At 40.7% G+C, this 14374-nt stretch carries 11 protein-coding genes; 7 read left to right on the top strand and 4 right to left on the bottom strand.

The features are described 5' to 3' along the window. Window positions 1-18: 18 nt before the first annotated feature. On the bottom strand, window positions 19-903 hold the full coding sequence (gene omp33-36 / locus B4C48_RS03035) for a porin Omp33-36 (RefSeq protein WP_291354129.1): 885 nt from the start codon (window positions 901-903) through the stop codon (window positions 19-21). A 1081-nt stretch (window positions 904-1984) separates the two neighbouring features. Here omp33-36 and blaOXA point away from each other — a divergent pair. Together blaOXA and B4C48_RS03025 are read left to right on the top strand one after the other, a co-directional pair. After that, window positions 1985-2794 (top strand): class D beta-lactamase, encoded by an 810-nt coding sequence (gene blaOXA / locus B4C48_RS03030; protein WP_414631496.1) that lies wholly within the window; start codon window positions 1985-1987, stop codon window positions 2792-2794. A gap of 213 nt (window positions 2795-3007) precedes the next feature. Then, on the top strand, window positions 3008-4711 hold the full coding sequence (locus B4C48_RS03025) for a GGDEF domain-containing protein (RefSeq protein WP_291354125.1): 1704 nt from the start codon (window positions 3008-3010) through the stop codon (window positions 4709-4711). A gap of 357 nt (window positions 4712-5068) precedes the next feature. Here the strand turns inward: B4C48_RS03025 and B4C48_RS03020 are convergent, their stop codons facing one another. Further along, on the bottom strand, window positions 5069-6025 hold the full coding sequence (locus B4C48_RS03020) for a DUF4062 domain-containing protein (RefSeq protein WP_291354123.1): 957 nt from the start codon (window positions 6023-6025) through the stop codon (window positions 5069-5071). A gap of 53 nt (window positions 6026-6078) precedes the next feature. Continuing rightward, window positions 6079-8910 carry an excinuclease ABC subunit UvrA gene (gene uvrA / locus B4C48_RS03015; protein ID WP_291354121.1) on the bottom strand — a complete coding sequence of 944 codons (2832 nt, stop codon included), beginning with the start codon at window positions 8908-8910 and terminating at the stop codon, window positions 6079-6081. 259 nt (window positions 8911-9169) lie between these two features. Here uvrA and B4C48_RS03010 point away from each other — a divergent pair, with 259 nt between their 5' ends. Continuing rightward, on the top strand, window positions 9170-9523 hold the full coding sequence (locus tag B4C48_RS03010; protein ID WP_291354119.1) for a DUF1304 domain-containing protein: 354 nt from the start codon (window positions 9170-9172) through the stop codon (window positions 9521-9523). Window positions 9524-9587: 64 nt separating this feature from the next. Next, window positions 9588-9929, top strand: coding sequence for a GlpM family protein (locus tag B4C48_RS03005; protein ID WP_291354117.1), 342 nt, complete (start codon window positions 9588-9590; stop codon window positions 9927-9929). A gap of 279 nt (window positions 9930-10208) precedes the next feature. On the opposite strand, the gene tenA is transcribed toward B4C48_RS03005, so the two are convergent. Next, a complete protein-coding gene (gene tenA / locus B4C48_RS03000; protein WP_291354115.1) occupies window positions 10209-10880 on the bottom strand; it encodes a thiaminase II in 672 nt (223 codons plus the stop codon). A 232-nt stretch (window positions 10881-11112) separates the two neighbouring features. Between tenA and B4C48_RS02995 the strand changes: the two genes are divergently transcribed. The 3 genes from B4C48_RS02995 (at window position 11113) to ssb (ending at window position 14353) form a co-directional block, all read left to right on the top strand. Continuing rightward, window positions 11113-12198, top strand: a complete 1086-nt coding sequence (locus B4C48_RS02995) for a DUF475 domain-containing protein (RefSeq protein WP_291354113.1) — start codon at window positions 11113-11115, stop codon at window positions 12196-12198. A gap of 148 nt (window positions 12199-12346) precedes the next feature. Continuing rightward, the gene (locus tag B4C48_RS02990; protein ID WP_291354111.1) at window positions 12347-13711 is read left to right on the top strand and encodes an MFS transporter; all 1365 of its coding nucleotides are present in this window, start codon (window positions 12347-12349) and stop codon (window positions 13709-13711) included. A gap of 51 nt (window positions 13712-13762) precedes the next feature. Next, window positions 13763-14353, top strand: a complete 591-nt coding sequence (gene ssb, locus B4C48_RS02985; protein WP_291354109.1) for a single-stranded DNA-binding protein — start codon at window positions 13763-13765, stop codon at window positions 14351-14353. The last annotated feature ends 21 nt before the right edge of the window (window positions 14354-14374 follow it).

Below are 14374 nucleotides of genomic sequence, written 5' to 3'. Positions count from 1 at the left end.
TCTTTTTCTAATCAGAAATTAGAAACGGAATTTAGCATTTACGCCAACAGTTTCTGTATCGTATACAGAACCTTTTTCAGCATTCGCATTTACATAAGAAGCACCAACTGCAACAGCAGGAGTGATGAAGTAGTTTACATTCGCACCCCAAGCTTTAGGGTTAGTGTTACCAGAAATGCGAGCTTCCGCATAAGAAGCACCCACGCTTAATTGTGGATTTAAGAACAAGTCAGTTTTGAAACCGTAAGCATTATATTCAGCGAATAACATGTTAGTTTCAAAGCCGATAGACATATTAGTACCATCGATCGCACCTACGTATTTGGTACGTGCAGTAATTGCATCTTGGTCGTCAGCAATAGTGTCAGATTCTAAAGCAGCTTTAGCAACACCATTGTTTAGAATGTTGAAAGCATCATAAGAAGTTTGGTTCGTTGCGCTTGTATAACCTACAGCAACCAAGAAGTTAGGGATTACAACAGCACCAAGTTCTACTGCATAACGGTCGCCGTGATCGTCTGCATTACCATCTTTGTTGTCAGTAATGGTGTTGCTATAAGAAGTGCTAGCATATACAGGAACAACTTTAGTTGGAACATAAGCTTCAGCTTTAGCGCCAATAGTGTGAGAAGTGAAATCAGAATTCTCTGCATCCACATCGTATTCACCGTAGTTATAAGCTACAGACACGTTAGACGCCTGGTTTAAAAACGCTGCTTCAGCCAATGGACCTTTAGAAGAATCAACATCTTTAAAGTAATAAGTACCTTGTACAGCACCAGTAAAGTTTTTGTCATTTACTGTGTTGTCGATGTATTCAGATTGACCTTGTACTTCTACCTGATACGCTTGAGCACCGGTCATGGCTAATAATAAAGCAGTGGCTAAACCGAGTTTTTTCATAATAATTTCCAGTTCTATTACAGATGGATTAAACTAGCAGCATTGTATTGTAACAAAACATTAAGTCAATGAAGTAAAAGAACATTATTTTGTTGAGTTTTTGTTATCAATAATATATGTGATTAAAAAAAGAACAACTGGTTTTTTTCTGTCAACTTTAAAAATTGTTTTTAGAACAAATGAATATGAGCATTTTTAAAGCTAATGTTTTCAGGAATAAACAAAAATTAATCGACTTTTTCACTGTTAAATTGAATTACTTTTAAAAATTAATTGTTAAATTCAATTGAAGTGGATTTTATTGTGCGAACTAAGTCCCATTTTTCAGGAAATTATCCAATTTTGATCATAAAATTCACATCAAAAGAAAATATTTGTTTAAAAAATAAACACCAAATTTTTTATTTTGTGACCTATTTAACATAAAAGATTTATTTTTGTGATTAAATTAATATCTTATTGTTTTAATAAACTTTACTTGGTTGGTTATTTTTAACATAATACCCCTATCAATTCATACAACATTGAAATAATGTGATGATGATCTGATTCTCCATAAACAAGTTTTTGTTTTTATATGCCTAACTTTCCCCAAGGTTGGGCTTTTTTTTACTTAAAATAAAGCACTTTGGGGGTTTAAAAGAAATAAATAATGAGAAGAGAAGCATCCTCATTCTATAAATACAGTCTACTTTTAATCATGCAATCGTTAATTTTCTAAAGTTGAGTTCTAGATCAGTTTATTTGGCACCAATATGGTGCATTTTATGCAATATTTATCGATTATTTATTAAACTGTTGAGCATAAAAAACCCCAGTTTTCAAAGAAAACTGAGGTTTTTTCGCCAAAATCTTCGGGTAAACTAAAAAATCTGCTGAGGAATATATTTAATTTGCCCTAATGCGGTGCAGTATGCACTTAATTGTGGCATTTGTAAATATTTTCTTACAACTGCTGTGTAAATATTTTTTAGTTATGCGTAATTGATACAAAACCCATCAATGAAATTTGATACAAATAAATCCTTCATTTCCTGGAAATTTACAGATGAAACACGGATTGTTTTGCTTGGGCTGCGTAATGGTCTTTACGCAATTAACTGCTTGCCAGACGCAGAAAAATCAAAATTTAAACCTGCCTATTTCTCATACCATAGCAGCTCGATCAGCTGAGATTGCCACACTTTTCAATCAAGCCAATAAACAGGCTGTCTTTATTACTTATGATGGAAAGCAGTTCAATCGTTATGGAAATGCTTTAACACGTGCCAATAATGCTTATATTCCAGCTTCAACTTTTAAAATGTTAAATGCCTTGATTGGTTTGCAGCACCATAAAGCGAATACTACTGAGGTGTTTAAATGGGATGGTCAGAAACGTAGTTTTGCCGCTTGGGAAAAAGACATGACCTTGGGACAGGCCATGCAGGCTTCCGCAGTTCCTGTTTATCAGGAACTGGCCAGACGGATTGGACTAGACCTGATGCAACAAGAAGTTCGCCGGGTCGGTTTTGGTAATCAAAACATTGGGCAACAGGTCGATAACTTCTGGCTGCTGGGTCCTCTGAAAATTACCCCTGAACAGGAAGCAAAATTTGCTTATCAGCTGGCTACCGAGCAATTACCTTTCGATGCCTCTGTGCAAAAACAAGTCAAAGACATGCTTTTTATAGAGCGCCATGGCGAGACCAAACTATATGCAAAAAGTGGCTGGGGAATGGATGTACAGCCACAAGTGGGCTGGTATACCGGCTGGGTTGAACAGCCCAATGGCCAGATTAACGCTTTTGTTTTAAATCTGGACATGCATGACAAGGATGAGGTGGGCGAGCGCAAACACCTCAGTTTAGATATTTTAGATAAGCTGGGATTATTCTTTTATTTAAATTAGTTTCAAAGGAATGAAAGAGCAAAATTTAAAAATGATAGATGAATATGATGTCTGATCATAAAATCATATAAGCTATTGATAATTTATATAAAGTTACTAAAATTGGTTAAATTTTATCTATTAAATATTAAATTAATGTAAGATATACAATTGTATTGTAAGCGAAAACTGACGATGAATAGCCAGCTGTTATTGTGTGGAGCGTATTGATCCATGTACAAATTACGTTCGAAACATATCAGCCAGCGCCTGTTCTGGTCGATGATGATCATCATCTTGTCGCTACTTTTTCTTTCTATTTCTTTAATTGTCAGTAGCTATCAGCGTTATCAAACAGCAGATCGGGCTTTAACTGAAATTTCTGCGCTACGTGCAGTGGCCGATTTAGCCAATAGAATTTCACGTGAAAGAGCACCTGCGAATAAGGTGATGTCGAGTAGTGCTGAGGAACTAGCGGCGAATCTAAAGGAGCTGCATGCTTATCGAGAAAAAGTTAATTTACAGATTGAGCAAACCTTAAAGACTTTGAATACAGCCGGTTTTTCTGCTCCTTTACCTCAGTTATCTTCCAATTTAAAAGTGAGTTTACAGCAAGGCCGGCAAGCTGTAGATGCCTATGCTGCCTTACCGCAATCTGAACGTACTTCACAAAAGCTGGACCATGCAATTAAGCAGATGTTCACGGCATGGGATAGTTGTCGCGATGTATTAAAACTTGTATTAGTACAATCTGAAGCTAAAAAAACCTCTGTGTCCGAGTACTACACGTTGATTTTAATTCTGGCAGATTTACGTGATCAGGCGGGGCGAGTGGCATCTAATATCATGGCCGCGGTGACTTTTGCAGAAAAAATGCCTGAAGAGAATCTGGCCCGTTCATTGCAAACTCAGCATCAGGCCAAATATTTATGGGCATTGGTGAATACCATACAGCCTGAGCAGGATAAAACTCCGGAATATCTTGCTTTATATCAGCAAGTGAAAACGCAGTTTTTAGATCAGAGCATTCCAATGGTCACGCGTCTGATGGATGAAAGTAGGCATAATCAACGTTACTCATTAAGCGGTACACAATTAACAGAGTCGATTGTGGACAATTTTGCCACAGTGGTAAATTTGCAAAGCTATCTTTTGGATTACAGTGTGAAGGTGGCAGAAAAAGATAAGCAACAAGCACAGCAAAAATTGATTTTCACTGTGTTGGTGGCATTGATCTGTTTAATCACGGCATTTTTTACCATGATTTATGCGCGAAATGGAGTATTTAGGCCCTTAATGAAAGCCAAAAATACCATTCTTCGTTTGGCACAGCATAAAGGTATAGATTATGAAGGTGAAAATGCTTCAGCTGATCCGGTCACTTTGCTAGAAGCAATTAAAAAGTTGAAATCCGTGCTACAGCAACGCGATGCTTTAGAATTCCAACTTAGGAATATTGCCAATACTGATAGTTTAACTGGTGTATCCAACCGTTTGGCTTTGGATGAATACATTAAGTATTTGGAAAAGAAACCTGAAAAATTTACTCAAACAGCCCTGATTATTTTTGATATTGATGATTTTAAATATGTAAATGATACATTCGGGCATATTGTCGGTGATGAAGTTATTAGGCTAGTCGCGGAAAAGTTACAATTTAATGTGCGTACTTCGGATTTGATCGTGCGTTATGGTGGTGATGAGTTTTTGGTGTTAATCGAACAGGCTAATTTTCACGATGCCTGGGTTGTTGCCAATAAAATTCTTAAAGAGATTGGCAGCTCTGAACTGTATATTGCCGAGCTCAATGAGAATATCCAGATTTCGGTGAGTGCAGGTGTGGCAGTTGGTGCAGCATCGTGGATGGCATTACTGGAAAAAGCCGACAAGTCTTTATTTCAGGCCAAAGAAAATGGCAAGAATAAAGTGGCGGGGTGAATGACGTTCACATCCAGATTGAATAACAATTATTTGAAATAACTTAATCATCGTTTTTTTCATGAAAACTGGATAATAAAAATAAGCTGCGTTATCAACAGAGAAGGTTATTTTTAGCACATCCGCATATTTTGTCGATGGTTTGCTTTTTATTGGGTAGGCGTTGCTTCACTTTTGACTGGGCAAAAGTGACAAAACCCATTTGTTTGACTGATGCTCAGTCCCTTGAGCACAGTCAAACGGGCAACCTCCATGTCGCCTGTCATATAATTGAATTTCAGTTGTGGGCTTTGGTTTTTTCAATCAAATAATTAATAAAGTTGGTATAAGTGGCTAGTAAAAACTATTTAAATAAATTTAGGCTTCATCATTTAAATATTCATCTAGACTCATATTTTCTTTTTCCAGAGTTTCAAGAATAAGGTTTCGAATTTCAGAATATTTATTTTCATTACTTTTGAGACGTGGTTCAGAAATTCCGCCATTTCCACTAATTGAAAAGCCTTCTTTTTTATCTACAGTAAGTTCTTTATTAAAGTGACTACAGTAAGAAGTAAAATCTGGATTATTTAAAATATCTACTGGTTTTGGTTTTAGACCGAGGAAGGTTAAATCTTGTATAGCTTTATTACTAAGCATTTCTTCATAAAAAATTGCATTTAGTTTTGCTTTTTTGGTTCCTACTGAATTTAAAATTTCGTGGGATAATAATTCTATTCGGGAATTCATTTGACTAATAACTTCTAAATAGTCTGTAATTTTTTCACTAGCACTTTTTTTTGTTAAAAAGTCATAAATCATTCCAGCCCATTGCTTTCTTAAATAACATTCAATGTCGTTGAAATCTCTAAATGGCGCTAGAGCATTGTTAGATGATGCTTTACGAACTTCATCAATAAATTCAAATATTTTGATAGAGTCGGATGATGGGAAATTAAATTTTGTAAGATCTATATCCTTATTTTTTTTATTAGTTAAATAAGTGTGATGATCATGAAGTACCCCTGACTCCACTAAAGTGAATACAGGTATTTTATGTTTAATTGCTTCTCTATATTCCATATTTGTAATAGAGTCTTCAGTGCCTTGAAATTTTCCACCATAACGTCCACCAATAATTAAAACAAAGAGCTGGCAATTAGGAATTTCAGTTAAACACGAATCATGGGTATGAGAAGAAGGATCAAAAAATACTGCACCGTCTTCGCTTAGAATTGGTTCATAACCTAGAGTTGTAATGAAATATCTTAAATTATCACGAATATATTTTAAATCATAACAAGTTGAACTAACGAACACTCTAGGTGTAGCCATGTAAAAGAGCCTAAATTATTAATTATCCTGACTCTTTTACATGAAATAGAGTCTTATTTCAACAACGGCTTCAAGAACTTCGCTGTATGTGAAACTTTAGATTTCACTACCTGTTCAGGTGTACCTTCCGCAATAATCATACCGCCACCTGCACCACCTTCAGGACCCAGGTCAATCACCCAGTCCGCAGTCTTAATTACATCCAGATTATGCTCAATCACCACAATGGTATTACCCTTATCACGCAGCTGATGCAGAATATCCAGCAGCTTGGCAATGTCATGGAAATGCAGACCTGTAGTTGGTTCATCCAGGATATATAAGGTTTTACCTGTATCCCGTTTTGCAAGCTCACGTGCCAGTTTCACACGTTGCGCCTCACCACCAGACAAAGTCGTTGCAGACTGACCTAAACGGATATAACCCAAACCAACTTGAGTCAAAGTTTCCAAACGACGGTGAATTACTGGAATGGCGTCAAAAAAATGCATCGCATCTTCAACGGTCATCTCTAACACGTCAGAAATATTTTTACCTTTATAGCCAACTTCCAAGGTTTCGCGGTTATAACGCTTGCCATGACAGGCATCACACGGTACATACATATCCGGCAAGAAATGCATGGCGACCTTGATCATACCGTCACCTTCACAGGCTTCACAGCGACCGCCTTTCACGTTAAACGAGAAACGGCCTGCGGCATAACCACGGGCTTTGGCTTCCGGGGTTTGGGCGAATAATTCACGAATCGGGGTGAACAGTCCGGTATAGGTCGCAGGGTTAGAACGTGGCGTACGTCCAATCGGGCTTTGGTCAATATCCACGACTTTATCGAGGAATTGCAGACCATCAATCGAATCAAACTTTTCAGCGGTTAAAGTAGTCGCACCATTCAATTGCGTTGCGGCAAGCGGTAACAGGGTACGGTTAATCAAGGTTGATTTACCTGAACCCGATACACCCGTCACACAGGTCATAATGCCTAAAGGAATGGTCAAATCAACATTCTGCAAGTTATGACCGGCAGCCCCCATCAGTTTGATTTGCTCTTCCGGTTTCGGTGGCTCAACACGTTTTTTCGGCACTTCAATTTTTAACTTGCCTGAAAGATATTGACCGGTCAGCGAGTTTTCATTGGCTGCCAGCTCATCATAAGTCCCTTCGGCAATTACATATCCACCATGCACGCCTGCACCCGGACCAATATCAATAATATGGTCAGCGGCACGAATCGCATCTTCATCATGCTCGACCACGAGTACGGTATTGCCCAAATCACGTAAGCGAACCAGGGTTTCAAGCAAACGATCGTTATCGCGTTGATGCAGGCCGATTGAGGGTTCATCCAGCACGTACATCACACCCATCAGACCGGCACCAATTTGTGAAGCCAGACGGATCCGCTGTGCTTCACCGCCTGAAAGGGTTTCGGCAGAGCGCGATAGACTTAAGTAGTTCAAACCCACTGAAACCAGAAAGTGCAGACGTTCACGAATTTCCTTGAAAATTTTATCGGCAATTTCGCCTTTGGCACCTTCAAGGTTTAAATCCTGATAGTAACTTTCGGCATCGCCAATCGACATTTTGGTAATTTGTGCGATGGTCTTGTCTTTGACCCGAACGTTCCGCGAGATTTCATTCAGACGTGAACCGCCACAGGCATCACAGGCTGCATTGGAAAGATACTGGGCCAAATCATCACGGACATAATTCGATTCCGTTTCACGGTAACGACGTTCCAGATGCGGCAAGATGCCTTCAAAAGGCATGACACGATTATGTTTGCGGCCACGTTCATCGATATAACTTAAATCGACTTTTTCCTTACCGGTACCATACAGGAATTTCTTTTTGGTATCGGCATCCAGTTCATTCCACGGCGTATCTAAAGAAAAGCCAAAATGTGCCGCGACTTTTTCAATCATGCTGTAGTAATAGGGACGTTGACGGTCCCAACCGCGAATCGCGCCTTGGCTAATTGAAACTTCATTATTTGGAATCAGTTTTTCTGCGCTGAAATGGCTACGCGTACCCAAACCATCACACACCGGGCAGGCACCGAATGGATTGTTGAACGAGAACAGGCGCGGTTCCAGCTCCGCTACAGCACGGTCACATTCAGGGCAGGAGTGCTTGGCAGAGAAAACCCGTTCCGGTTGTTCGTCTTTCATCCAGGCCAAAATAGCAATATCACCACCGAGGCGTAGTGCGGTTTCAAAAGATTCAGCAATCCGGTTGCCCAGATCATCACGCACTTTGAAACGGTCAATCACCACTTCAATGGTATGTTTTTTCTTTTTGTCCAGTTCGGGTGGTGTGTCAATATCAATCACTTCACCATCCACACGGGCCCGGACAAAACCCTGGCTTTGCAGTTGTTCAAACAGATGGGTATATTCACCTTTACGCTCCCGCACCACAGGAGCGAGTAACATTAAGGCGGTTCCTTCTTCCAGACCTTTTACTGCATCAACCATTTCTGAAACGGTTTGCGCCACCATCGGTAGGTCATGTTCAGGACAATACGGCGTGCCGACACGGGCATATAAAAGACGTAAATAGTCGTAAATTTCCGTGATTGTTCCCACAGTTGAACGCGGGTTATGGCTGGTGGATTTCTGCTCGATGGCAATCGCGGGACTTAAACCTTCAATCGAGTCGACTTCCGGTTTTTCCATTTGCGAGAGGAACTGGCGGGCATAGGCAGACAGTGATTCCACATAACGGCGCTGACCTTCAGCATATAAAGTGTCAAAAGCTAAGGAAGATTTACCTGAGCCTGAGAGTCCCGTAATCACCACGAATTTGTCGCGTGGAATATCGAGTGACACATTTTTTAAGTTATGGGTGCGTGCGCCTCGAATACGGATATGACTTTGGCTCATAAAACATCTCGGTAATGTGCAAATTGAAGGTTATATATGATAGCGATTTAATTTTGTTCAAGTTGAATAAAATCATTTTTTAGCGACATATTGTGTCGGCTAAATCAATTTAATTAAGTTTTATAAGACTGTAGCGAGCTTTCTACAGAGCTATAAGCCTGAATAAGTTACTTTTAATGTGAATCGTGTTGCAGAAGGTATCGCTAAAAAAGCAAAATCACAGCACAATGGCATCAAAATAAAAAAGGAAATGAAAATAATGATTGCGAAAATTTTAATCACACTGATTGCCTTGCTGCATGTTTATTTTCTGGTTCTTGAAATGTTCCTATGGGATAAACCTGCTGGAATGAAAGCCTTTGGCAATAATGCCGAAAAGGCGAAATTGACCAAGGTGCTGGCGCAAAATCAGGGACTGTATAATGGTTTTTTGGCAGCCGGTCTGATTTGGTCTCTGTTGGCTCCAGCTGTGTATGCCACAGCACTGGCGAATTTCTTTTTGGCTTGTGTGCTGGTCGCAGGCATTTATGGCGGCATCACCGCAAGTAAAAAGATTATTTATATTCAGGCATTGCCTGCACTGCTTGGCTTGATTGTAGTGAATTTAGTTTAAGCAAAAGATATGTTGCGGCGTAGACTATGCAACACAATTAATTGATCTGTTCGGATGGGTAGGGATGCTGGCTTTATTTTTAAAATGTAGTTTAGGGGCAGCCGTTGTTTTAATTATTTCTATCCTTTCCAAAAGTAAAGCTTTTTATATTGCCGGTCTGGTGCCGCTTTTTCCGACATTTGCCTTGATTGCGCATGTGATTGTGTCTCAGCAGCAGGGTGCAGAAGCTTTGCGTAAAACGGCATTATTCGGTTTATGGTCACTCATTCCATATTTCATTTATTTGTTGTTGGTTTATGTGTTGGCCACCAAAATGTCGATGTGGTCGTGCTTAGGTATAGCAACAGTTTGCTGGATTGTGGCTGCTGCAGGACTAATCTATGGTTGGCAGATGTTTCAGCAGTAATGATTTAATAAACAAAAATTAAAGCATCAAAAATATTTGCTATCGCGGAAGAGCCATTCGCAACTGTTCGAGGTATAAGGTGTATACACCGCAAGATTTAATAAATAATGTTTCTGCGAAAAATTTTATATTTTTCGGTAATCGACGAGTTTTGCGAATGGCAAATGCCTTCGCCCTTACGAAGCAATGCTTCTCAGGGCGAAACCAAAGTAATGAATGAACTGTTTCAATTTATGTTATAGCTGTAAGACTCCGCCGAAAAGAAATAGGTATTTTGGATTAATCATCCAAACCTAACCACTGGCGTTGATCATAAGCGCTATCCCAGAACAGCCATTCCAGTTTTGCCGCCGTAGTATAGGCATGATGCATTTTCTCTAAGGTATCGGCATCACAGCGTGCTGCGACTCGATCTACCGTGGCAATGACCTGACTGACTGCCTGATTAAATTCTTCACCGGCATAGGTATCAATCCAGGCCTGATAAGGATTATTTTCAATTGAATTGTCTACAATGGCTTTACCGACTTCAGCATAAATCCAGAAACACGGCAGTAAAGCAGCCAATACCACCGGATAGCTTTCAGACCAGGCTGTTGCAGTTAAAAATGAAGTGTAATGATGGCAAGCCAAAGTCAGTGGTGTGGTTCTAAATTCTTCTTTGCTAATCTCAAATGCTTGCATAAAATCATCATGCAGGCTGCGTTCCACCACAATAGCAATCTTGGCTGCATCGGCAAACTGAATCACATCTTCAGCGCTAAAGGCTTTGGCTGCACAAACCGCAAGGGCACGACCATAGGCTAGTAAATAATGTGCATCCTGAATCACATAATGGCTAAATACATCTTTATTTAATATGCCCTGTGCAAGTTCCTGGTTAAATGGCAGGGCTAAAGTTTTTTCATATAAAGCCAAATTGCGTTGCCATAGCTCTTGAGTAAAGCGCATATCCTGCTCCTAAACAGCCTAAAAGAAGAATCTATAGAGCAGGGGACTATAACAAGAGTATGAATAGGAAGATATCTAGCCAAATAAATAGTGTATATGTATCCAAAAAAATCATACGAAGAACTTTGGCTTAATAGTAAAAAGCCGTCATAATTAGGCGCATAAAATCTTAAGCGCTCTTGTTAAGTTTTACCGAATTCACCCGATATAATTATCTATAGGTCGATCTATCATGATGAAACATTTTGGTTTCTCAATCATTTTTACGATCGTGTGTCTGGCTATATCTGCATACTGGGGCTTTACACATGGCCCGGAAGCAGGTTTAAAGACCATGTTCACGGCATTGACCATTACTGCCATTCTTGCAGTGATGGAAGTGTCACTTTCTTTCGACAATGCCGTGGTTAATGCTTCGGTACTGCGTGGCTGGGATCATTTCTGGAAAATGATTTTCTTAACCGTGGGTATCATCATTGCTGTATTTGGTATGCGTCTGGTATTCCCGATTCTCATTGTTGCCGTGACCGCGGACATGGGCATGTTCGAAGTCGTGAAAATGGCCTTGAATGATCCGATCAGCTATTCCGAAAAGTTGATGGCGCATCATGCTGAAATTGCAGCATTTGGTGGCGCATTCCTGCTACTGGTATTCCTGAATTTCTTCCTGGACAGCGAAAAAGACACCCACTGGTTTAGATGGCTAGAAGCACGTTTATCTAATCTGGCTAATGTACCGGCAATGTCGGTATTCCTGGCTTTAATTGGTTTGTTAATCATGGCAGCCAATGTAGAAGAAGCGGCACGTTTAGCCGTGACCATGGCCGGAATCTGGGGGATTGTGGTCTACATTGGGGTTCAGGTGTTGAGCCACTTGTTAGGCGGTGAACCTGAAATTGACGAACAGGGCAATGCTGTGGCACATGATGCCAGTGGTGCATCTACAGGCGTCATTAAAGCCGGTTTTGGTGGTTTCATTTATCTGGAAGTACTGGATGCATCCTTCAGTTTTGACGGGGTAATTGGTGCTTTTGCCATTACTTCGGATGTAGTCATCATTATGCTCGGTCTGGCGATTGGTGCCATGTTCGTGCGTTCAATGACCATTTACCTGGTGGAAAAAGGGACCTTGGATGCTTACATTTACCTTGAGCACGGCGCGCATTATGCCATTGGTGCCTTAGCCTTCATTATGCTGGCGAGCGGTACGGGTGTACATATACCGGAAGTAGTGACAGGTTTAATTGGTGTGGCCTTTATTGTCTGGGCAATTATTGCTTCCATTCAATATAGCAAGCGTCAAGAACGGATCGGTTAATGGTTTTTTAAGAAAAAAGGTTACAATAGGGGCACATGAAAATGTGCCCTTTTTTATGATGGCTGGTCCTTGAATAAATCAGCATCCAGAACATGAATGTTGTAGGATAGCCCATCGAAATTAAACTTATAAACCTAAGCTTATTGATATGATGAATGCTTTAGAACGCCGTTCAACCTTTGCCTTAAGCAGTATTTTTGCACTGCGTATGTTGGGTTTGTTCATGATTATTCCTGTGTTTTCTGTAGCAGGACAGTCATATCAAGGCGCAACGCCTGCGCTGATTGGTTTGGCAGTAGGGATATATGGTTTAACCCAAGCCATTTTGCAAATTCCTTTTAGCCTGCTGGCAGACCGTTTTAGCCGTAAGCCCTTGGTCATTTTAGGCTTGTTGCTGTTTGCACTCGGTGGTGCAATTGCCGCGATGTCCGAGACCATTTATGGGGTAATCATTGGCCGCGCGATTGCCGGTGGCGGTGCGGTTTCTGCAGTAGTCATGGCGTTACTGGCCGATGTCACCCGTGAAGAACAGCGCAGTAAAGCCATGGCGGTAATGGGGATGAGCATTGGCGTATCCTTTATGCTCGCCTTTAGTCTGGGGCCGTGGCTCACCAGTCTGGTCGGCATTTCCGGACTGTTCTGGGTAACGACGCTGATGGGTCTGGCGGCAATTTCCATGCTATTGCTGGTGCCTAAAGTCACCCGTCATCATAAAAACTATCAGCAAGGTTATCTCGCACAATTGAAACAGGTGCTGAAAATGGGCGATTTAAACCGCTTGCATGTTTCGGTATTTGCGCTGCATTTGTTGCTCACCGCGATGTTTATTTATATGCCATCGCAGCTGATAAAGTTTGCTGATATTCCCTTGTCTAGTCATGGTCTGGTGTATTTACCCTTGCTGGTGATTAGCCTATTTTTTGCTTTTCCTAGCATTATATTGGCGGAAAAATATCGCAAAATGCGCGGCATTTTCCTGACTGCGATTGGCGGAATTATTCTGGGTTTACTGGTGCTGATTTTTGGCTATGAATCCAAATATATCTTATTGGCCGGTTTGGGGTGCTTCTTCATCGCCTTTAACGTGATGGAGGCGCTATTACCTTCCTGGCTATCCAAATCTGCCCCGATTCAGTCTAAAGCGACGGCTATGGGTGTGAATGCCAGCAGCCAGTTTTTAGGGGCATTTTTTGGTGGCATGATTGGTGGTCAACTCTTGTTACTAAATAATACTTCGATGGGTTGGAGCATCCTTGCGGGGATCGCTTTAGTCTGGTTATTGATCAGCTTTGGCCTGGCTCAGCCACGTTATCTTTCATCGCTGGTATTGGCCTTGCCCGAGACAAAACAAACGGATGAGTGGACTTCTCAACTTTTGGCGATTCGTGGTATTGAAGAGGTTGTGGTGATGTCTGACCAGCAATTTGCTTATGTTAAAATTGATAAACAGCTAATAGATGAAGCTGCGCGACAAGATTTAACGCAGTTGTTGGGTAAAGAGGTAGCCATTTAAGCATAACTCTTATAAAGTAAAATATAGAAATAAATAGGAAGTGTACGTCTGATGCGTGGTGTTAATAAAGTTATTTTAGTGGGAACTTTAGGTAAAGATCCTGAAACCAAAACTTTTCCAAATGGTGGTTCTCTGACTCAGTTTTCAATCGCAACCAGTGATTCGTGGACTGACAAAAATACGGGTGAGCGTAAAGAGCAAACTGAATGGCATCGTATTGTGTTGCATAACCGCTTAGGTGAAATTGCACAGCAATATCTACGTAAGGGTTCAAAAGTTTATATTGAAGGTTCATTGCGTACGCGCCAGTGGACTGACCAAAGCGGCCAAGAACGCTACACCACAGAAATTCGTGGTGAACAAATGCAAATGCTAGATAGCAACCGTCAGCAAGGTGAACAGGCTGCGGGTGGTGACAACGCCGGTTATAACCAGCCACGTTTCAATAATAATCAAGGCGGCGGTTATAACAACAATAATAACAACCAAGGCGGTTATGGTAATCAGGGCGGTTTTAACAACAACCAGAATAATCAAGGTAATGGTTACGGCAATAACAACCCGGGTGGTTTTGCGCCAAAACAACAGCCTGCACCAGCAGCAGCTGCACCGGCAGATTTAGATGATGATTTACCGTTTTAAGTTGTAATTAAAACGGCAAGT

This window comes from Acinetobacter sp. UBA3106 (genome assembly GCA_002365595.1).
Taxonomy (GTDB): Bacteria; Pseudomonadota; Gammaproteobacteria; order Pseudomonadales; family Moraxellaceae; genus Acinetobacter.
This window is presented reverse-complemented; position numbering and strand designations above follow the sequence as displayed.

Bases quoted from the DNA above. Each gene is read 5' to 3' on its own strand.
- omp33-36 (WP_291354129.1), bottom strand. From the start codon at position 903: ATGAAAAAACTCGGTTTAGCCACTGCTTTATTATTAGCCATGACCGGT.
- tenA (WP_291354115.1), bottom strand. From the start codon at position 10,880: ATGCGCTTTACTCAAGAGCTATGGCAACGCAATTTGGCTTTATATGAA.
- B4C48_RS02990 (WP_291354111.1), top strand. From the start codon at position 12,347: ATGATGAATGCTTTAGAACGCCGTTCAACCTTTGCCTTAAGCAGTATT.
- B4C48_RS03020 (WP_291354123.1), bottom strand. From the start codon at position 6,025: ATGGCTACACCTAGAGTGTTCGTTAGTTCAACTTGTTATGATTTAAAA.
- B4C48_RS03005 (WP_291354117.1), top strand. From the start codon at position 9,588: ATGCTGGCTTTATTTTTAAAATGTAGTTTAGGGGCAGCCGTTGTTTTA.
- B4C48_RS03010 (WP_291354119.1), top strand. From the start codon at position 9,170: ATGATTGCGAAAATTTTAATCACACTGATTGCCTTGCTGCATGTTTAT.
- B4C48_RS03025 (WP_291354125.1), top strand. From the start codon at position 3,008: ATGTACAAATTACGTTCGAAACATATCAGCCAGCGCCTGTTCTGGTCG.
- B4C48_RS02995 (WP_291354113.1), top strand. From the start codon at position 11,113: ATGATGAAACATTTTGGTTTCTCAATCATTTTTACGATCGTGTGTCTG.
- ssb (WP_291354109.1), top strand. From the start codon at position 13,763: ATGCGTGGTGTTAATAAAGTTATTTTAGTGGGAACTTTAGGTAAAGAT.
- blaOXA (WP_414631496.1), top strand. From the start codon at position 1,985: ATGGTCTTTACGCAATTAACTGCTTGCCAGACGCAGAAAAATCAAAAT.
- uvrA (WP_291354121.1), bottom strand. From the start codon at position 8,910: ATGAGCCAAAGTCATATCCGTATTCGAGGCGCACGCACCCATAACTTA.